At 68.7% G+C, this 20,450-nt stretch carries 15 protein-coding genes; 10 read left to right on the top strand and 5 right to left on the bottom strand.

The annotated features are described in order from the left end of the window. Positions 1 to 179: 179 nt before the first annotated feature. Positions 180 to 1,283, top strand: coding sequence for a PDDEXK family nuclease (locus JFC09_RS04930; protein WP_198392903.1), 1,104 nt, complete (start codon positions 180 to 182; stop codon positions 1,281 to 1,283). On the opposite strand, the gene JFC09_RS04925 is transcribed toward JFC09_RS04930, so the two are convergent. The 3 genes from JFC09_RS04925 to JFC09_RS04915 all read right to left on the bottom strand — a co-directional run bounded on the left by JFC09_RS04925 (position 1,228) and on the right by JFC09_RS04915 (position 4,856). Then, the gene (locus JFC09_RS04925) at positions 1,228 to 1,665 is read right to left on the bottom strand and encodes a hypothetical protein (RefSeq protein ID WP_198392902.1); all 438 of its coding nucleotides are present in this window, start codon (positions 1,663 to 1,665) and stop codon (positions 1,228 to 1,230) included. The two genes, JFC09_RS04930 and JFC09_RS04925, sit on opposite strands and share 56 nt — an antisense overlap. 9 nt (positions 1,666 to 1,674) lie before the next feature. Continuing rightward, positions 1,675 to 2,919, bottom strand: coding sequence for an FAD-dependent oxidoreductase (locus JFC09_RS04920; protein ID WP_332839656.1), 1,245 nt, complete (start codon positions 2,917 to 2,919; stop codon positions 1,675 to 1,677). Positions 2,920 to 3,083: 164 nt separating this feature from the next. After that, positions 3,084 to 4,856, bottom strand: a complete 1,773-nt coding sequence (locus JFC09_RS04915) for an AAA family ATPase (protein WP_198392901.1) — start codon at positions 4,854 to 4,856, stop codon at positions 3,084 to 3,086. Positions 4,857 to 4,955: 99 nt separating this feature from the next. Here JFC09_RS04915 and glsA point away from each other — a divergent pair, with 99 nt between their 5' ends. From glsA to JFC09_RS04890, 5 genes are all read left to right on the top strand, one after another. Next, the gene (glsA, locus tag JFC09_RS04910) at positions 4,956 to 6,758 is read left to right on the top strand and encodes a glutaminase A (protein WP_198392900.1); all 1,803 of its coding nucleotides are present in this window, start codon (positions 4,956 to 4,958) and stop codon (positions 6,756 to 6,758) included. Positions 6,759 to 7,046: 288 nt separating this feature from the next. Then, positions 7,047 to 7,691, top strand: a complete 645-nt coding sequence (locus tag JFC09_RS04905) for an ABC transporter permease (protein ID WP_198392899.1) — start codon at positions 7,047 to 7,049, stop codon at positions 7,689 to 7,691. Then, positions 7,688 to 8,947: an ABC transporter ATP-binding protein gene (locus tag JFC09_RS04900; RefSeq protein WP_269770466.1), complete on the top strand. Its 1,260-nt coding sequence runs from the start codon at positions 7,688 to 7,690 to the stop codon at positions 8,945 to 8,947. Before JFC09_RS04905 ends, JFC09_RS04900 begins: the two co-directional genes overlap by 4 nt. A 2-nt stretch (positions 8,948 to 8,949) precedes the next feature. Further along, positions 8,950 to 9,747, top strand: a complete 798-nt coding sequence (locus JFC09_RS04895) for an ABC transporter permease (RefSeq protein WP_198393522.1) — start codon at positions 8,950 to 8,952, stop codon at positions 9,745 to 9,747. 52 nt (positions 9,748 to 9,799) lie between these two features. Beyond that, entirely contained in the window at positions 9,800 to 10,738 is a 939-nt protein-coding gene (locus JFC09_RS04890; protein ID WP_198392898.1) for a glycine betaine ABC transporter substrate-binding protein, read from the top strand. Between the two features lie 170 nt (positions 10,739 to 10,908). On the opposite strand, the gene JFC09_RS04885 is transcribed toward JFC09_RS04890, so the two are convergent. Next, complete coding sequence (locus JFC09_RS04885) at positions 10,909 to 12,432, bottom strand: asparagine synthase-related protein (RefSeq protein WP_198392897.1); 1,524 nt, start codon at positions 12,430 to 12,432, stop codon at positions 10,909 to 10,911. Between the two features lie 97 nt (positions 12,433 to 12,529). Between JFC09_RS04885 and JFC09_RS04880 the strand changes: the two genes are divergently transcribed. Next, positions 12,530 to 13,333, top strand: coding sequence for a hypothetical protein (locus JFC09_RS04880; protein WP_198392896.1), 804 nt, complete (start codon positions 12,530 to 12,532; stop codon positions 13,331 to 13,333). On the opposite strand, the gene JFC09_RS04875 is transcribed toward JFC09_RS04880, so the two are convergent. Continuing rightward, entirely contained in the window at positions 13,234 to 14,136 is a 903-nt protein-coding gene (locus JFC09_RS04875; protein ID WP_198392895.1) for a diacylglycerol/lipid kinase family protein, read from the bottom strand. The genes JFC09_RS04880 and JFC09_RS04875 overlap by 100 nt on opposite strands. 366 nt (positions 14,137 to 14,502) lie before the next feature. Here JFC09_RS04875 and JFC09_RS04870 point away from each other — a divergent pair, with 366 nt between their 5' ends. The 3 genes from JFC09_RS04870 to JFC09_RS04860 are packed head-to-tail and all read left to right on the top strand — an operon-like array spanning position 14,503 to position 20,187. Next, complete coding sequence (locus tag JFC09_RS04870) at positions 14,503 to 16,308, top strand: thiamine pyrophosphate-requiring protein (protein WP_198392894.1); 1,806 nt, start codon at positions 14,503 to 14,505, stop codon at positions 16,306 to 16,308. Further along, positions 16,298 to 16,978, top strand: coding sequence for an enolase-like domain-containing protein (locus tag JFC09_RS04865; protein ID WP_198392893.1), 681 nt, complete (start codon positions 16,298 to 16,300; stop codon positions 16,976 to 16,978). The genes JFC09_RS04870 and JFC09_RS04865 overlap by 11 nt, the downstream gene beginning before the upstream one ends. Beyond that, positions 16,975 to 20,187: an FAD-binding and (Fe-S)-binding domain-containing protein gene (locus tag JFC09_RS04860; RefSeq protein WP_198392892.1), complete on the top strand. Its 3,213-nt coding sequence runs from the start codon at positions 16,975 to 16,977 to the stop codon at positions 20,185 to 20,187. The genes JFC09_RS04865 and JFC09_RS04860 overlap by 4 nt, the downstream gene beginning before the upstream one ends. Positions 20,188 to 20,450: the final 263 nt, after the last annotated feature.

Here is a 20,450-nt window from a genome sequence, read left to right as displayed (position 1 = left end):
GTCCGGCGCCGCTGCACGTCTGGCGCCGCTGCGTCCCGGGCACCTCTGTGTCGCCGCGTCACAGCGGAGGCCACGAGGGAGTCGTCGGTGCGCCGCTCCGCCTGTTGATCTGTCGGCAGTTGTCCCCAGTCCGTCAGCAACCTCCAGGCCGCTGAACTCTCGCGCCCACGATGGCGTGCATGCACAATGTCATCACCGCCCACACCTGCAGTCGGTTCGGCATCTCGCCCACCGCGATCCGCAGCGCACTGGCCTGCTGCTTCAGGCTGCTGAGCCACGGGATCTACGTCGGGACGCGAAAGTGCGCGCGTCATCCGGAGTTCGCGATGTTCCTCGACGACGAACGGCACCTCGAGATCCGCGCGAACAGAGACGGGCGCGCCACCGCCGCTGACCGCGTCTATATCCGACGGTGCGAAGTCATTGCTGCGATCAACGCCTACCGGTACTTCCATCCGGACGATGTCCTGGGAACCACGTCCGCCGCGGTGGTCCACGGGATCCCCCTCCTGGGGCTGACGATGTCCCTGGGTCCGCGGCACACCCGAAGCGCCCGGAATACTCCCGAGTTCTCTTCCCGACTCGCACTGGGAGACCCGGGGACCCCATTGCGGATCGAGGTGTGGAACCCTCAACGACCGTATCGATCCGCGTGGATCAGTCGACGTCAGTCGGAACTCGTGGCGTCCGATATGACTGCGTGGAACGGGCTCAGTGCGACGACTCGACTGCGCACGTGCATCGATCTGGCACGGGTGGGCACTGCGCTCGACGGCGCGATCGCCACTGACTGGGTCCTCGCGCAGGCGATGAAACACGGAGGGGCCCCTGCGCTGGAACAGGCGCGGCTCACCCTCGATGAGGCTCTGACTCGCTGCGCAGGTGCCCCGGGCGTCAACCGTGCGCGAGAGGCGGCCACTTCTGCCACCGGGATGGCGGAGAGTGTGGCGGAGTCGGTGGCGATGCGCTGGTTCCGTGTGCTGGGAGTCGACCCAGTCAGCCAGCAGGTCGTCCTCCGCAATCACGCGGGTGAGCATGTGGCGCGTGTGGACTTCGTCATCACTGCTGATGACGGAACGTCCGTGGTCGTCGAAGTCGACGGAGCCGTGAAGTACAACCAGGAGGCTCCGGAGACGGGACGCAGCAATGCGCTGTTCCGGGAGAAGCGTCGTGAGGACCGGATCCGCAGACTCGGCTATCGCGTGGTGAGGATGACGTGGGCAGACCTCATGAGCCGCTCCCGCGTGAGGACCCTGTTGCATGAAGCAGGGGTCGGATGCTGAGCCGCTCGATCTCCGACACCGCGAGCGCGATGACAAACAGCGCGACGGTGGGCACACTGGAGAACAGCATGAGTGCGAAGGCATACCAGATGTCGTAGCCACCCGCACTGTCGAGCCCGCCCTCCCACACTGTGCGCAGGAACCCCAGCAACACCTGCATGACAAGCAGAACACCGACTGCCACACCTGCCTGAACGAGTGGGCGCGTCACGCGGCGGCGGTACGCCACGACCGCGAGGACAGCGAAGACCACCGGCACCGCGATATCGAGCGCCCAGAAGCGAACGTCCATCGGTCGCACATTCCACGCCCGGATCGACGACACTGCGTAGAAGAGGACATGGATGAGCCCGGCAACACCCATGCCCACGGCGACCCTCATGCCGCCAACCTACCCAGGCGGTCGCGAGTCCAGCGACTCCAGGTACTCCACCACTTCACGTGCCACCCATCGACCCGCGCGGTTCGCCCCGATCGTCGAGGCGCTGGGGCCGTAGCCGGGCAGGTGCACTCCCCGGTTCTCGACGGCACGCGTCGTCGCCCGCCCGTCGACCAGCAGTCCGCCCTCGGGGGTGCGCAGCCCCAGCGGCGCCAGGTGGTCGAGCCGGTGGAGGAACCCGGTCGCCCAGAGGATGACGTCCACGTCGACCCGTCCGCCCTCCGGAGGGCTCCCCCACGCCCGCGGGACATCCGGGTCCCACACCGCACCCCGAGCATCGATCCGGTCGAACATCGGCAGGCAGCGCGGCAGCGCGTCGGACGACACGGTGGCGAGCGGCAGTCCCGTGTTCGACACGACGGAGGCAGGCGGCAGTCCCTGCCGTACTCGTTCATCGACCCGCGCCACGACATCCGCCCCGACTTCGGGGGTGAATGCGGCGTTCCTGATGTCCGGTCGGGACCGCGACGTCCACGCCGTCCGGGCGAAAGGAGCCAGTTCTGCGAGATGCTGCACCGCGGAGATCCCCGCACCCACGACCAGGACCCGCTCATCCTCGAAGTCCTCCGGCCGCGTGTAGTCGCGGGTGTGCAGCTGCCGGCCTTCGAAGGTCTCGATCCCCGGGTAGTACGGGATGCGCGGCCGATCCCACGTCCCCGTGGCGTTGACGACCGCACGGGACCGCACAGTGTGCACCACGGCACCGCTACCGCCCGAGGCCGACCTACCGCCCGCTGTCGACTCACCGCCCGAGGCCGACCCGCCACCCTCTGCCGGCCCGCCGCCCAAGGCCACACCACCGCTGAGCGTCAGCACGAAGTCCGTCCCGAGACCACCGGGCTGCTCGACCCGCTCCACCGTGACCGGCCTGTGCACGTGCAGCCCGTACCGCTCCTCGTACGCCCGGTAGTAGCGCGGCACCGACTGCGCGGCGGGCACCTGTTCATCGACGTCGATCGCGTCCTCGAGGCCCCAGCCGGGCAGGTCATTCACCCGGTTGGCGGTGCGGAGGGTGAGGCTGGGCCACCGGTGCTGCCACGCGCCACCCGGCCCCGGGTTCGCATCGAGCAGCAGCATCCGCGCGTCCGGTTCGAACCCTCGTCGCGCGAGGTGATGCGCAGCTGACAGTCCCGCCTGTCCCATCCCGATGACGACGACGTCCACCCGCACGTCCTCCACACTGCTCCTCTCGCCCACGCCCACCTCTCACCACACCCACACCGGGCTCTGCCCACACCCGACCCTGCCCATAGCGGTCGGTGACGACACCCGATTCTGACCACACCCGGCTCTGTCCATACCCGGCTCTGCCCACATCTGGCGCTGACGGCACCCGATTGAGACGGCACCCCGGCCCATAGTCAGTCGTCGTCCAGATCGAGGTCCAGCAGGTCCTCCCCGGACAGCCCGTCGTCCAAGTCGTCCGCGTAGTCCACCTCGTCCAGCTCATCGAGGTCGATACCGCCCGAGCGCACAGCGGCGTCCTTCAGCCCCTCAGCCTCACCGTTCCTGGAAGCGGATTCCTCCTCGTCCCACTCCGCGTCCGCACCCCACTCCACGTTGTGGCCCTCGGACGTGTCGTCGCCCTCGGCCACATCACTGCCCTCGGCCACATCACTGCCCTCAGCCGCGTCGTCGCCGTCGAACATGACATCGTCCTCCGACGCGTGGTTCATGGCCGCGCGCAGCTCGGTGCCCTCCGCCATGAGACCCCGCACAGCAGCCACGAGCCGCGCGTCGTCGATGTCCACCCCGTCCGCCAGGGCGTCGAGCACCGCCCGCCGGACGGCTTCCTTGGGGAAGGAACCGGTGGTGGCGACGGCGGCCTCGGCGGCGGTCCGGATTCCCGTCGCGGTGACGGGCAGCGCCCGAGCCGACCGCGCGAACAGCCGCTCCCGCAGCTGCACCGTCGGCAGCGGGATCTCGACGGCGAGGTCGATGCGGCCCGGGCGCAGCGCCAGCGCCTCCTCGAGCACGTCGACCCGGTTCGTCGTGAGGACGAACGCGACATCCGCATCGTCATCCAGCCCGTCCATCACGTCGAGCATCTCGAAGAGGACGGGACGTTCGCCTTCTGACATCTCGCGATCCGCGGCGACGAGGTCCGCGTCCTCGAGCACGATGATCGCCGGCTGCAGCTGCCTGGCCGTCACCGCCGCCTGCCGGATGAGCCCCAGCGACGGGCCCTGCAGGATGAACGCCGTGGTCTGTGGGGACTGCGCCAGCAGGTAGCGGACCGTGTGGGTCTTGCCGGTGCCGGGCGGGCCGTAGAGGAGGACGCCCCGGGAGAGGTGCTGGGCAGCGGCGCGCAGCTGCTCGGCCTTCGCGGTGACCCCCAGCACGGTCGCCTCGACCCGCTCCAGACGCCCCAGCGGCAGGACGACGTCGTCCGCGGTGAGCGCGGGACGCTCGTGGAAGACCAGCTCCGTCGGCTCGTCCCCGAACGGCGCGCCGTGGACGAAGCTCACGACCCGGCCGCGCAGCGACGACCTGTACACGACCTCCGCATCGAGATCCGCCAGCACCTGGCGGGCGAGCGCAGGATCCGCCGCGAGCACCTCGACGTGCACATCCGTCTCCTCCATGCCGTCGCCCAGATGGGCGTAGGTGACGACGGGCCGCCCCTGCACGATTGCGAACCGGAGGGCGTTCGTCGCGACATACCGGACCTCCCCGGGCCCCACGGGGAACGCGCTGCGCTGCACCGCGCCCAGGCGGTACGACCCGTACATGTCCTGGACGAGCTCGCCCAGCCCCTCCGAGTGTGCGCCGGTCACGCCGCGCAGAGCCTGCGCGTCCAACCGATCCAGCGCCGCATCCACATCGGCCCACCGCCACCGCGGGTACGTCGCACGGACCGGTTCGAGCACGACGGGTGACGTGCCCAGATGGGCCTCCACGACCTCGGCGATGGCGTCGTCCTGCCCGCCTGCGGCGGCCACCTGCATCTGCCCGACGAACTCCGTGAAGAGGTGCGCGAAGCGCCGCAGCTCAGCCGGCGAGGTGAACGCGGAGGCCGGTGCAGAGGCCGCTCCCGAGGCCGGTGCGGACGTCTCTGCCGAGGCGGGCGAGGACGGGGATCCTGCAACGGGCGAGGGCCGGGACGGGGAGCCGTGATCGGGCGTCTCATTCATCCCCTCAGCGTACGTGCGGCAGCGGACGCGAAACCCACGGAGCGCACGGGGGAGGCAGTCGGTCACGACCTGTCGCGGCGCTGACCTACGCTGGGCACCATGGAGTCCCCGATCCAGCGCTACCTCGACGATCTGCTGACCGACGTCAGCCGCCTCACCGAGGGCACGCCCTACGACGTGCATCCGCCGGGCCGGGCACCCGACCCCGGCGCTTTCGGGATATGCCTCGCCACCGTGGACGGCCACGTCTACACCGCGGGGGCGGCTGCAGAGCAGTTCTCCATCCACTCGATCTCGAAGCCCTTCTCCTACGCCCTGGCCCTGGAGGACTACGGCCTCGACGACGTCGACGAGGTCGTGGACCTCGAACCGTCCGGTGACCCCTTCAACGAGATCTCCCTGGCACCCGGCAGCGGCCGCCCCGCGAACGCGATGATCAACGCGGGTGCGCTCGCGGTCGTCGGGATGCTCAAGGGGGCGGGCGGCAAGTCCGCGCCCCGCCGCATCGTCGACTTCTACTCACGGCTGGCCGGCCGCCGCCTCGCCGTGAGCAAGTCCGTCTACGACGTGGAGATCCGCAACAGCGACCGCAACCACGCCCTCGCCTACATGCTCAGCTCCTTCGGCATCATCGAGGACGATCCCACCCGAGCGCTGCAGAACTACCTGCGGCAGTGCTCCGTGCAGGTGACCTGCCAGGACCTGGCGCTCATGGCCGCCACCCTGGCGAACGGCGGCACCCACCCCGTGAGCGGGGAGGACGTCCTCGCCATCGAACACGTCGAACGGGTGCTGTCCGTCATGATGACCTCCGGCATGTACGACGACGCCGGCGCCTGGGCCAGCAGCGTGGGGATGCCCGCGAAGTCCGGGGTGGGCGGCGGGACGCTGGCGGTGCTGCCGGGTCAGGCCGGCCTTGCGGTGTTCTCCCCTCCCCTCGACCGGCACGGCAGCAGCATCCGCGGCACGGAGACCTGCCGCCGCCTGTCCCGGGACATGGAGATGCACTTCGTGCGCGCCGCCCGCAGTGCGGGCCCTGCCGTGCGCCCGGCGATCGACCTCACCCAGCTGCCGTCGCGCATCCGCCGCACCGAGGAGGAGTCCGAAGTCCTCGACCGCTTCCACGGGGCGTGCCGCTTCATCGAAGTGAGCGGCGACCTGCACTTCGCCGGGACCGAATCCCTGGTGCGCGCGGTGACGGAGCTCGCCGATTCGGTGGAGATCGTCGTCGTCGACATGCGGCAGGTGTTCGAGGTGAGCAGGCTGGCCGTCACGATGCTCGAGGACCTCACCGCCCGCCTGCACCGGTCGGACCGGCACCTGGTCCTCGTCGCCGGTGAGGGTCTGCTGGACGCAGAGACCCTCACCGCGCCGGTCTTCACCAGCCGGGGCACCGCGGTGGAGCACTGCGAGGACCGACTGCTCGCCCTCCACGGCACGGGCACGGAGACGCTCACGCGGGTGACCGTCACGGACAGCCCCGCACTCGCACCGCTCGACCCCGCGCAGCGTGCCGCCCTGCTGCACTACATGGAGCACCGCACGCACGAGGACGGGGAGGTGATCCGCCGGGTCGGGCAGCGGTTCGGCGGCGTCCACTTCATCCTGTCCGGCCGGGTCAACACGATCGCCACGGACCCCGACGGCAACCGTGTCCGCCTCAACACGCTGAGTTCCGGCATGACGTTCGGCGAGCTAGCACTGGGCAGCGACGACCGGCAGGAGACGACGGAGAAGGCGGTGGGCGACGTCGAGCTCATGGTGCTCTCCCCGGAAGCGCTCGACCAGTTGGAGCAGGACGACCCGGCGCTCGCCGTGGCACTGTGGCGGGCACTCACCCGCGACGCCTATCTGCTCGTCGACCGCTACCTGCGCGAAACGGCCGTCCGCCTCAGCTACTGACCGCGCCTTCCGGCACGCCGCCCCCGGCCTCCACGGCCCTGTACCCGGCCCCACATCAGGCCCCACATCAGGCGCCAGACTAGGCCCCACATCAGGCCCCCACGGGCCCGCACCAGGCAGGCCGCCATGCCCAGTAGCAGACCGCCTCCAGCAGCCTGCACACCCACCCGGCACGCCCGGCTGAAAGCATGCTCCACCGGCTATGGGAGTTACCTGAACTAGAATGGGTTGGGAGAGCCGCAGGTCTGCGGCCCGTCATGGAGCAGCACCCGAAGAGGAAGGAACCGCATGGGATTCGGGGAATTCCTCGTCAAACGCGCAGATGACATGCTCGAACTCGGCATCGCCCACGCCACTGTCGTCGGAGCCGCGGTCCTCATCTCCACCGTGGTCGGGGTGGGACTCGGGATCCTCACCTATCAGAACGAGCGCGCCCGCAGCGCGGTGCTCGCCGTGACCGGTTCATTCCTCACGATCCCGTCGTTCGCCCTCTTCATCCTGCTGCTGGGTCCGCTGGGGCTGGGGTGGCGGCCCGTCCTGTTCGCGCTGGTCCTCTACGGGCTCATGCCGATCGTGCGGAACACGATCACGGGGCTGCGCGAAGTCGATCCCGCGGTCGTCGAATCGGCGAAGGGCATGGGCTACAACCGCCGCCAGCGCCTGCTGCGCATCGAGCTGCCGCTCGCCTGGCCCGTCATCATCACGGGCGTGAGGGTCACGAGCCTCGTCCTCCTGGGCATCGCGGCGATCGGTGCGATCGTCAACGGCCCCGGCTACGGCGAACTCATCTTCACGGGGCTCGCCCGGGTGGGCACGCCCGTCGCGGTCAACATGGTGCTGGCCGGGACCGTGGGCGTCATGATCCTCGCCATCCTGTTCGACATCGCCTTCTACGCCGTCAAGCGTCTCACCACGTCTCGAGGTATCCGATGACTCAGTCCCCGCACACCGCAGCCCAGTCGGCCAACGGCCAGACCGCCACCGGTCAGACCGTCGGCGACCGGTCCGCGGACCAGCCCCCGGTCATGATCCGTCTGGAGGAGCTCACGAAGAGGTTCCCCGGGGCGAAGCGCAACGCCGTCGAATCGCTCACGCTGGACATCCACGAGGGCGAGATCGTCGTCCTGGTCGGCCCGTCCGGCTGTGGGAAGACGACGACGATGAAGATGATCAACCGCATCATCGAACCGTCGTCGGGCCGCATCATCCTGAACGGTCAGGACGTGACGACGACGGATGCGGACACGCTGCGCAGGAAGATCGGCTATGTCATCCAGCAGACGGGGCTGTTCCCCCACATGACGATCGGCGAGAACATCGCGACGGTGCCGAAGCTGCTGGGCTGGGATTCCGCCCGCGTGCGGGCCCGCGTCGACGAACTCCTCACCATGGTGAACATGGATCCGGACGAGTACCGCGGCCGGTACCCCAAGCAGCTGTCCGGCGGTCAGCAGCAGCGGGTGGGCGTCGCCCGCGCGCTGGGTGCGGATCCGGAGGTCATGCTCATGGACGAGCCGTTCGGCGCGATCGACCCGATCACCCGCGACCGTCTGCAGAACGAGTTCCTCCGGCTGCAGTCGGAGGTGCGCAAGACGATCGTGTTCGTCACGCACGACATCGACGAGGCGATCAAGATGGGCGACCGGATCGCGATCCTCCAGGAGGGGTCGCGGATCGCCCAGTACGACACCCCGGAGCGGATCCTGTCGGATCCCGCGAACGACTTCGTCAAGGACTTCATCGGTGCCGGCGCCTCTCTCAAGCGCCTCAACCTGTCGCGTGTGAGCGACATCGAATGCGGGACGTGGCCGACGGTGCGCGCCTCCGATGCGCACGAGGTCGCCCACCGCATGCTGGCGGATTCCGACCGCAGCGCGGTCCTCGTGCTCGACGACGCGGGCCGCCCGGTCCGCTGGGTGAGCGCCGATCACCTGCGCCGCGGCGCGGATGCCCCGCTCGACCAGATCGGCTCCGTGCCGCAGGCCGTCGTGCAGCCCCGCGCCACGCTGAGCGACGCGCTCAACGAACTCGTCGCCGCCCGCTACGCCGTCACCGTGGTCGTCGACGACCAGGGCCGCTACCAGGGTGTCCTGGACTTCGATCAGCTGAACGACGCGATCCGCTCGATGCGCAGCGCGGCGGTCGCCGCCGCCCGCACGGAATTCGCCGACGAGGAGGGCCCGTCGTGAGTATGCAGGCGGACGCCGCTGCCCCCAAGACGACCCCCGACGCCGAGGTCGCCCAGACTCCCGTCGCACGTCACCGCCGGTCGTGGACCGGTTATCTCACGATGCCGATCGTGCTGGGGCTCGCGTGCCTCGCGATGTTCCTCTACGTGCAGAGCCGCGAACTGGATTCGATCGAGGCCCGCTCCCTCAACACGACCACCATCCTCACGGCAATGCGGGCGCACGTCGTGCTCACGGCGGTGTCGACCCTCGTCACGCTCGTCATCGCGGTGCCGCTGGGCGTGCTGCTCACACGCCCCTTCACCCGCAGGGTCCGCCCGTACGTCATCGGCGTGCTCACGGTCCTGCAGGCCGTCCCGACGATCGCGATCCTCGTGCTGCTGGCCGTCGCCTTCATGTTCCTGGGCTTCCAGGCGGCGATCGTCGGCCTGGTGCTGTACGCGATCATCCCGGTGCTGCTCAACACGATGGTCGGCCTGGAGCAGGTCGACGAGAACGTGCTCGAAGCCGGTCGCGGGATGGGCTTCTCCCGCTGGCAGGTCCTGCGGAAGCTCGAGCTGCCGCTCGCGGTTCCCGTCATCCTCGCAGGTGTGCGCACGGCGCTCGTCATCAACGTGGGCACCGCGACACTCGTCACCTACATCAACGCGGGTGGGCTGGGCGACATCATCGTCGCGGGCATGTCCACGAACCGCGTCCTCGTCCAGATCATCGGCGCCGCGCTCACCGCGGTGCTCGCACTGCTCATCGACTACCTGGCCGGGATCGCAGAGGACATCCTGCGTCCCAAGGGCCTGTGAGACATCGGTCTGCGAAGCATCTTCGTCGTCCACTATCCAAGGAGGGACCACCATGTCCAGAAAATACAAGCTCAGCGCCGCTGTCGCGCTGTCTGCCACGGCCGCGCTGCTGCTGGGTGCCTGCGGAGGCGGAGACGCCCAGGACAGCCCGAACGAAGGCCTGCTCGAAGGCGCCGACCTCATCGCGGGGTCAAAGGAATTCACCGAATCCGTCGTGCTCGCCCAGATCTCCTCGATCGCGCTGGAGGATGCCGGCGCGTCGATCACGGACCAGACCGGGATCTCCGGCAGCGCGACGGTCCGTGAAGCACTGGAGACCGGGGAGGTCGACTTCTACTGGGATTACACCGGCACCGGCTGGGTGAACATCCTGGGGAACACGACCGACGACGTCCCCGAGGACCTGTTCGCCGAGGTCTCCGAAGCGGACGAGGAGAACGGCATCGCGTGGCTGGAGCCGGCACCGTTCGAGAACACGTACCGCATCGCGGCGAAGCAGGAGTTCGCGGACGAGAACGGCATCGAGACGATGTCCGACGCCGCGGACTTCATCAATGACAACGACGACCAGGCGCGCGTGTGCGCGGCCAGCGAGTTCATCAACCGCGACGACGGTCTGCCGGGTCTGGAGGAGGCATACGACTTCGAGTTCTCGCAGGTCGTCGAGCTGGACCTCAACCTCATCTACCCGCAGGTGGGCGACTCGTGCGAGTTCGGCGAGGTGTTCTCCACCGACGCGCGCATCGCGGCCAACGACATGGTGGTGCTCGAGGACGACGAGGACTTCTTCGTCCAGTACCAGGGTTCGATGACGCTGCGTCAGGAGTCGCTCGACGAGTTCCCGGAGATCGCGGAGATCATGGCACCGATCTCGGAGAAGCTCACGAACGAGGTCGTGATGGAGCTCAACGGTCAGGTCGACACGCTCGGCGAGATGCCGGAGGACGTCGCCCGTGAATGGCTGGAGGACGAGGGCCTCATCGGCTCCTGACTCCTGAGCCCGGGATCCGGTACCCAGACTCCTGAACCCGGGTCCCTGAACCCGGTCACCGTGATGCGGCCCCGGCCCCTCTTCTGTGAGGGGCCGGGGCCGCATACGTCACGCACCATCCGCAGGTGTCACGCATCTGCGGAGTCGCGTCACACCGTGACGAAGACGAGTCAGGCCTCTGCGAAGCGGCCCACGGTGGTCTGCGCGTCGACTCCTTGGAGTGCGTGGGAGAACATCCGGTAGTAGGCGAGTTCCTCCCGTGTCCGCAGCGGTGGGGCCACCGCGTCGGCCTCCGCCGCCAGGTCGGCGTCCGTCACGGTCATCTCGAAGTGCTCCCGCAGGACGTCGTTCATGCCGGTGCCCTCACCGAACTGCTCCTTGCGGCGCCACAGCACGTCGTCCGGCAGCCACCCGTCGAAGGCGCGGCGCAGCAGCCACTTCGCGTCCCGTTCCTCCGTCACGAGCTTCCACGCGGGTGGCAGCGCCATGGCCAGTTCGACGACGTCGAGGTCGAGGAACGGCAGGCGAGGCTCCACACCCAGGGCGCCCGCGACGCGGTCGACCCGCTGCAGACCGCCGATGTGCATGCCCTTGAGGGTTTCGAGCAGCTCGGAGTGGAGTGCGGCACCCTCCCGGATCAGCCCGTAGTGGGTGTAGCCGGCGAACAGTTCGTCCGCCCCCTCCCCCACGAGCAGCACCTTCGCGTGCCGGGCCGCCAGCCGGGAGACGAAGAAGTTCGGCACGGCGGAGTGGACGAGGGTCGGGTCGAAGGACTCCAGACGGGCCACGACGCGCGGGACGGCGTCGATCGCGTCCTGCGCCGTGTAGACCAGTTCGCGGTGGTCGGTGCCGCAGTGTTCGGCGACCTGGCGCGCAGCGAGCAGGTCGCCACTGTCGGCGAGTCCCACGGAGAACGTCTTGACCGTACGGCCCTCCGCAGCGGCACGGCGTGCGGCGATCGCGGTGATGATGCTCGAATCGACCCCACCGGACAGCAGGACACCGGCCGGGTGGCGGCCCACCATGCAGCGCTCCACGGCGCGCACCAGGGATTCGCGGACCGCGTCGAACACCCATTCGGGCGGGTCCTCGTCGGGGGCGCGGCTCTGCAGGAGCACCGGGGTGGTCCCCGGGAACTCCCGGAACGCCTCGAGTCCGCCATCCGGCGTCCACACGTGTCCGGGTGGGAATGGTTCGACGTGGGGGCGCAGGCCCTTGTCGAACGCGGACATCTCGGAGGCGAAGACGACGAACTCGTCAGTGCGCACCCAGTACATCGGCGCAAGCCCCAGGATGTCGCGTCCGGCGGCGAACCCGCCCCGCTCATCCGCGACGGCCAGCGCGAACGGCCCCCAGAGGCGTTCGAATGCCGCCGCGCCCTGGTCCTCGTACAGGACGGCGGCCGCCTCGAGGTCGGAGGCGGTGTGGAACCGGTCCGCACCCAGACGATCGCGGATGCGGCGGTAGTTGTGGATCATGCCGTCACCCACGACCCACACGTGCCCCGCGTGACCCGCGGACACGGGCTGGTCGCCGGATTCCGGATCCATGATCGACAGGAACCGGCTTCCCAGCCATGCGTGGTCGAACTGCTGGTGACCCGCACCGTCGGGGCCGCGGTGCGCCAGCCGCTCCAGCATCCGCATTCCCATGCGCGCGTCGAATTGTCCGTGAGCCGCTACAAGTCCTGACATCACTGCCCTCTCATCTGCGGACAGTCTAAACCCGGAGGTGAGAGCCCTCTCAGGGTGGGCTCACCCGAATGTCGTTCCGATAAGCGAAACTGGTCGTATGCTGATTCCTGCCCGGCCGGTCTGGTGGTGGACGCTCCTCGCCGTCGCCCTCATATCCTGGCTCGCACTCCTCCTCTGCGACCTCCTGCAGCACGCGGGGGCCCCGCCGTTCTCCTCTCCCCTGTTCGACGTGGACACCGACCGCGGCGTCGCGGAGTGCGCCGGCTACGCCTTCCTGCTCACCGGGGCGGTCTCCCTCGTGCTGGCATGGCGAGCGGATCGCCGACGCACCGTCCACTGCGTTCTGGCGATGTTCCTGCTGGTGCTCCTGGTGGACGACATGTTCGAGGTCCACGAGTACGTTGGGGCGCTGGTGGGCGAGCGCGCGGGGTTGCGGCCGATCGCCGGGATCGGGCCGCCGACCCTGGGGTCGTGGGCGATGTGGGGAATGATCACCGGCCCGTTCGTCCTGGCCTTCCTCCTCGCCTGGAAGCACAGCTGCTCCCTCGCCCGCCGCAGCGCGCTCGAGGTGGTCCACTGGCTGGCCGTGCTGCTGGTCTTCGCGGTCGGCGTCGACGCGCTGAGACCGATCACCGGCGAGTACGGGCTGGGCTGGCCGGACAGTGTCGCGTACGTGCTCAAGCTCGTCGAGTTCACCGGCGAGTACGTGGCGTTCGTCGGTATCTGCGCGGTCGCGCTGCGGCTGGTGCTCCCGGTGTCCGACGACGGCCGGTCTTCCGACGGCGACCGCGCGTTCCAGGTTCAGGCCTCGGCGGGGTACGGCACGACGACCGGCAGCTCGGCCGGGACGAGCCGGAGGCGAAGGCCTGTCACCATGCCCACTGATTCCCCGTCGAGGTGAGCGGCGAGAGGTCTGTCAGCCGTCACGTGAGCGGCCTCGGTCGTCCAGAGCCGGAGCGCGTCGACGTGTTCGTGCCCTCCCCGGAAGCCCGCGCGGAAGATCCTCCCCCACCCGGAGATGCGGCGCCCCAGGTGACTGCACCGCACCGGGTGGTCGCGCACCCCGCCGGGGAAGGACACGAGGAGGCCGGCCAGGCTCCCCGTGCGCACACCCCCGTGGGGGAAGACGGTGATGCCCGCGGGGATCCGGCCGATGTTCCCGAACTCTGCCGCCCACACACCGTCATGTACCTCCGACTCCGGCTCCCCTGCCTGTGTGCGCAGCCGCAGGGTCACCGTTCCGGCGGCCAGTCGTCCGATCGCGCCCACCCCGTACCCGGCCGCACCGAGCACTGTCTTCGCCCAGTGGGGCGTGTGGAGCAGGGTGGCCCCGCTGTGGCCGATCCCCGCGGACACGAGGAACGGGACCGCCGAGGTCGTCCGACCCTGCGCGCGCTCGATGCGGGCCCAGCCCACGTCGCATCGCAGCAGCGTCCACCCCGGCTCCTCGCGTGTGCCCTCCTCCGCGGTGCTCAGGTAGGAGGCGAGGAGGTCGAGGCCGTGCGCGGTCGTGCGCATGCCGGCGCTGAGTGCGAAGAGTGACGCGGTCCCGGTGGGCACCGGCAGGATCGCTCCACCCCAGTGGGGGTCCTGCAGCAGTGCCCCGGCCACCGCGCGGAAGGTGCCGTCACCGCCGACCACCACGGTGAGACGCGCGTGGGGGTCGGGTTCGGCGTGCGGGCGCGCGATCGAGGTCGTCCTCACGGTGACGTCCGCTCCAGCGCGCGCGCAGAGGCGCTACGCGTCCAGGGCCTCACGGTGCATCGGGTTCACGATGACGTCGACGGCCATGCGCGGGAGCCTAGCCCACCGCCGCGTGAAGCCGCGGTTGCGACCACCGCGAATACCGCAAGGGGGGTTGACACCTCGGCGGCACAGGACGAGCCTGTGCAGTACGCGACATTGCCATCTGACGACCCTCCCCCGCGGACGTGACTCGACTGCGCGGGCGAGGGCCTCGGCAGAGGGGAGGAGCAGCGCATGGACTCCACGGCGCCGGCAGCGAAGCCCCCGCCGCGCGCGCTCCCACGACATGCGCATCGGGATCCCGGATGAGTGAGGGTGGTAGCAATGGCGGAGACTGTCAGCGACTTCGTGATCGATCGGCTCATCGAGTGGGGCCTGCACCAGTGGTACGGGTTCCCCGGCGACGGCATCGGCGGTTTCGACGGCGCGATGGGACGCGCGCAGAAGGACGGCAAGGACTTCACGTACATCCGTCCCACGCACGAGGAGGAAGCCGCCTTCATGGCCACGGCGCACGCCAAGTTCACCGGTGACGTCGGAGTCTGCGTGGCTACCTCCGGGCCGGGCGCCATCCACCTGATGAACGGCCTCTACGACGCCAAAGGTGACAACACGCCCGTCGTCGCCATCGTCGGCCAGCAGGCGCGTGTCTCGCTGGGAACCGAGTTCCAGCAGGAGATCAATCTCGAGCGCATGATGGCCGACGCAGCGGTGTTCGTGCAGACGGTCACCACGCCCATGCACACCCCGCTCGTCGTCGACAAGGCCGTGCGCATGGCGAAAGCGTACCGCGGCCCTGCCGTCGTCATCCTGCCCGCGGATATCCAGACGATGGAGATGGAAGAGCCCTCCGTCGAGCATTTCGTCTCACGCAGCGGGATCGGCTACGCCGAGGACCGGCTGCGTCCCGATGACGACGCCCTCGCCCGCGCCGCGAAAGTGCTCAACGACGGGGAGAAGGTGGCGATGCTCGTGGGACAGGGCGCCATCGGTGCACGCGAGGAGACGATCGCCGTGGCTGAACGGCTCGGCGCCGGGGTCATCACCACACTGCTGGGCAAACAGGTCGTACCCGGCGACCTGCCGTACCACACGCAGCAGCTCGGTCTGCTCGGCTCGAGGCCGAGCTACGACATGATGCAGAAGTGCGACACGCTTCTCATGGTCGGAACCAACTACCCCTACGGCGAGTTCCTGCCGCCCACCGGGCAGGCGCGTGCCGTCCAGATCGACCTGTCGCCGCGGCATCTGGGCATCCGCTATCCGACTGAGGTCAACCTCTGGGGCGACGCCAAGACCACGCTCGCGGCACTGCTGCCGCACCTCGAAGCCCACGACACCGGCTGGCAGGAAACGATCGCGAAGCAGCAGCGCCGGTGGGAGGAGGAGACTGAGAGGGTGGCCCTCACGGAGGCCGACCCGATCAACCCGCGCAGCGTCTACGTCTCACTCGATGCGCGGCTGCCGGAGAACGCCATCATCACCGCGGATGCCGGCAGCACCGCCGATTGGTACGGGTTCCACATCAGACTCGGACGCAACCAGATGGGCAGCCTCTCGGGCCGGATGGCGTCCATGCTCGCGTCCATGCCGTATGCGATCGCAGGGAAGTTCGCCCATCCCGACAGGCCTGTCGTGTGCACGATCGGTGACGGCGCCTTCCAGATGATGGGCATGAACGGTCTGCTGACCGTCAAACGTCACTGGAAGGACTGGGTGAACCCGTCCTTCGTCGTTCTCATCGTCAACAACGGCGACCTCAACCAGGTGTCCTGGGAGATGCGGGAAGCCGGAGATCCACGGTGGGATACAGCGCAGATGGTCGAGCCGATGGACTACGCGGGGTACGCACAGCTGCTCGGTCTCACGGGCATCCGCGTCGACGATCCCAATGATGTCGATGCGGCCTTCGACCAGGCGTTCGCCGCGGATCGTCCGGTGGTCCTCGATGTGAAGTGCGACCGCAACACCCCGCCGCTGCCGGCACATATCGCGCTCGCGCAGGCGACGGGCCTGGCGGAGTCCCTGCTGTCCGGAGACCCGGAGATGGGGAGGGTCGTCAACCAGAGTTCACGGGCCGCCGCTGCACGTCTGTTCGCGCGCATGGGGCTGACACCCGATGACGAATGAGGCCCCGCCGAACATCACCGACGTCAGCGCCCTCGCCTACGACATCCCGCTCGAACAGCCGGAATCGGACGGCACCCTGACGTGGTCGTCGACGACGCTCGTCGTCGTGCGCGTGCTCGCCGGCGAGCATCTGGGCGTGGGCTACACCTATGCGCCGGCAGCGGCGGCGCACATCGTCAACGACACGCTCACGACAGCGATCACAGGGAGGAATGCGCTCGCTCCGGGCGGTGCGTGTGAGGCGATGGCACGGGCAGTCCGCAACCAGGGCCTGCGCGGACCTGCCGCTGCGGCGGTCTCGGCCGTCGACATCGGCCTCTGGGACCTCAAAGCACGCCTTCTCGACATACCGCTGGTCGCGCTCCTCGATGGCTGCCATGACAGCGTTCCGGCCTACGGCAGCGGAGGGTTCACGAACCTGGACGACGGACAGCTCAGTCGACAGGTGGCCGGGTGGGCCGACGATCTCGAAGGGCTGAGGCTGCTGCGTGACCGGTCCCCCCGCTGGGATGGAGGTCGCGGCAGGCGAATACGGCTGGGACATCACCCACTTCCGGGGACTGCTCCAGCGCGGAGCACTGCGGCCGGACCGCAGCCGTGCCGGCCACGGCCTCGGCGTGGATTCCGACGCGCTCGAACCGTTCCTCGTCTGAACAGGAGAATCCGATGACCAGCCCCGCCCAGAGCACGGTCCATCACGGACCCCCGGGTCCGCTGCCCGTCCAGTTCGACGGGATGCCCACGGTGACCCACCGCGCGACGGCCCGCGACAGCACTCAGACGGTCAAGAAGCTCGCGGACGAGCTGAGACAGCGCACGAACGCCGAGGTGCGATTCGACGACGGAAGCCGCGCGGCCTACTCCACCGACGGGTCGAACTATCGGCAGGTGCCGCTCGGGGTGCTCCTCCCCCGGAGCCTCGACGACGTCACGGAGGCGGTCGAGCTGTGCCGCCGCCACGACGTGCCGATCACGACGCGCGGGGGCGGGACCAGCCTCGCGGGGCAGACGACCAACGTCGCCGTCATCATCGATTTATCGAAGTACCTCGACGAGGTCGAATCGATCGATCCGGAGGAGAAGACCGCGTGGGTCCAGCCCGGCTGCAACCTCGACCGCCTGCGCCACGAGGCCTCGGAATTCGGCCTCACGTACGGCCCCGACCCGTCGACCCACAGCCGCAACACACTGGGCGGGATGATCGGCAACAACTCGTGCGGGACCCACTCCCTCATGTCCGAGTTCTACGGGCCCGGCGCGCTCACTGCCGATCAGGTGCTCGAACTCGACGTGCTCACATACCGCGGACACCGTTTCACCGTGGGATCGATGACCGCAGAAGAACTGCAAGCGGCGATCGAGGAAGGCGGCGAGAGGGGTCGGATCCTCAGTGACCTGAGACACCTGCGCGATGAGCACATCGCCCGCCTGCGCACCGGCTTCCCGCAGATCCAGCGCCGTGTGTCCGGCTTCAACCTCAACCGCCTCCTGCCGGAGTACGGGTTCGATGTGGCGAAGGCGCTGGTCGGCACCGAGGGGACCTGTGTGACGATCCTGCGGGCCAAGGTCCAGCTCATCGACGCCCGGCCGGAAAGGGTGCTCGTCGCTGCCGGGTTCGAGGACGCGCCACGGGCCGGCGACGCCGTTCCCATGGTGCGCGAGCACCGTCCGGTCGCCTGCGAGGGCATCGACGACAAGCTCATGACGTTCATGCGGAAGAAGGGCATGCACCCAGATGACATCGACATCCTGCCCGAAGGCGGCGGGTTCCTCCTCGTCGAATTCGGTGCTCAGGACAAGGACGACGCACGCAGACAGGCCGAGACGTTCGTGAAGGCGTGCCAGGACGAGGACGCCGTGCTGAGCACCAAGATCGTGGAGGAGGACTGGGAGGCGGCGAAGCTGTGGCAGATCCGCGAAGCGGGCCTGGGCGCCACCTCCCACGTCCCCGGCATGCGTGAGACGCATCCGGGATGGGAGGACGCCGCTGTGCCCGTGGAACAGGTGGGCGACTATCTGCGTGACTTCCGTGAGCTGCTGGACGAGTTCGACTACGAGGCGTCCCTGTACGGGCACTTCGGGCAGGGATGCATCCACTGCCGCATCACGTTCATCCTCGACACCGCGGAAGGACTCCAGCAGTGGCGGGAATTCCTCACGAAGGCCGCTCACCTGGTCACCCGGCACGGCGGCTCGCTCTCCGGTGAGCACGGGGACGGGCAGGCGCGGGCGGCGCTGCTGGACATCATGTACGGCGAAGACCTGGTCGACGCCTTCGCCGAGTTCAAGCACATCTGGGACCCGGACTGGAGACTCAACCCGGGCAAAGCGGTGCGCCCCTACACTCCGACGGACAACCTCAAGATGGGCCCTGACGCCCGTCTCACACCGGTGACCACCCACTTCGCCTTCCCCGATGACGACGGGGACTTCGGCAAGGCCGTGTCACGCTGCGTGGGTGTCGGAGAATGCCGGAACACGGACACCGGCTACATGTGCCCCAGCTACATGGCGACGCGCGAAGAGGAGGACTCCACGCGCGGTCGGGCCCGGATGCTCTTCGAGATGCTGCGGGGATCGGACCTCAAGCTGTGGCGCGACGACCACGTGCACGAGGCGCTGGACCTGTGCCTGTCGTGCAAGTCCTGCAAGTCCGAATGCCCGGTCAACGTCGACATGGCCACGTACAAGGCGGAGTACCAGGCCCACTACTACAAGGGCCGGCTGCGTCCGCGCAACGAATACACCGTGACGCTCATCTACTGGTGGGCTCGGATCGCCAGCAGACTGCCCCGGACGGTCAACGCATTCACGCAGGCGCCTCTCGTGTCCTCCCTCATCAAGCTGGGCGGAGGCATCGCGCAGCAGCGTGAGATCCCGCAGTTCCGGAAGCCGTTCACCCGCACGACGGCCGCACGTCGCACGTCAGCACAGTCGTCGGCTGCTTCCTCGCCGGCATCGGCACCGGAGTACATCAGCACCCGCGCGCGCCGCCGCACCCACGACGGGTCACCGCTGCTGGACCATGGGAAATCGCATATGGCCGAGGCCGGCTATTCCACACCGCACATGCAGAAGCACGGGCATCCGACGACGAACCATCCGCACGGTGCGAAAGCGCCCCTGCAGGTCGATCGGGTCGTCCTCTGGCCCGACACGTTCAACAACTACCTCGACTCGGCGAACCTCGAAGCCACTGTCGCGGTGCTCGAGGACGCGGGCTACGAGGTGAGCCTCCCGCCACGGCCGCTGTGCTGCGGCAGGCCCCTCTACGATGCGGGCATGCTCACGCTGGCGAAGAAGATGTGGACTCAGATCCTCGATACCCTGCGTGCCGACATCCGCGCCGGTGTGCCCGTGGTCGGCGTGGAGCCCAGCTGCGTCGCAGCCTTCCGCGACGAGCTCGTGGGGCTCATGCCGAACGACGAGGACGCCACTCGGCTCGCGCAGCAGACCTATCTGGTGTCCGAGTTCTTGGAGAGGCAGAACTACCAGCCGCCCATGATCCCTGAGTTCGACGGCACGAAGGCGCTCGTCCAGATGCACTGCCACCATAGGGCGGTGCTGGGAACGGATGCGGACCGTGCTCTGTTGACTCGTCTCGGATTCGACCTCGAGATCCTCGACGGGGGCTGCTGCGGTTTGGCCGGCTCCTTCGGCTTCAAGGCGGGCGAGAAGTACGACGTGTCCGTGCGGGCCGCAGAACGGGCGATCATGCCCCGCATCCGCGCAGCAGACGATGACACGGTGATCGTCGCCGACGGCTTCAGCTGCACGCAGCAGATCCAGCACCTGTCGACTCGCGAACCGCAGCACATCATCCAGCTCCTGCACCACGCGGTGCAGCAGTCGGAGCACGCGGCGGTCCTGACGCGGTGAGCTCCACCCGCGAGGCCGCTGCAGCACCGCACCCCTCGCCCAGCGAGCAGTGCGATGGTCTCCGGGCTGGGCGCCGGCCAGCCGGGGCGTGCTCTTCGTGACGAGGGGTGTGGGTCCCCGTGTGCTCGTCGATGAACAGCCACAGCTAAAGCGCGCACTCACCGGTCTGTCAAGATCCCTTGTGCGTTCAGGGTCCCGGTCCACGCACAGAGGCCGCAGCACTCCACCGCTGCTGCCGACGCTCGTCACTCCCGCTCGGGACC

Source organism: Brevibacterium yomogidense (assembly GCF_016107685.1).
Classification (GTDB): Bacteria; Actinomycetota; Actinomycetes; order Actinomycetales; family Brevibacteriaceae; genus Brevibacterium; species Brevibacterium yomogidense.
The sequence above is the reverse complement of the archived record's forward strand: the minus strand, read 5'-3'. Positions and strand labels throughout refer to the sequence as shown.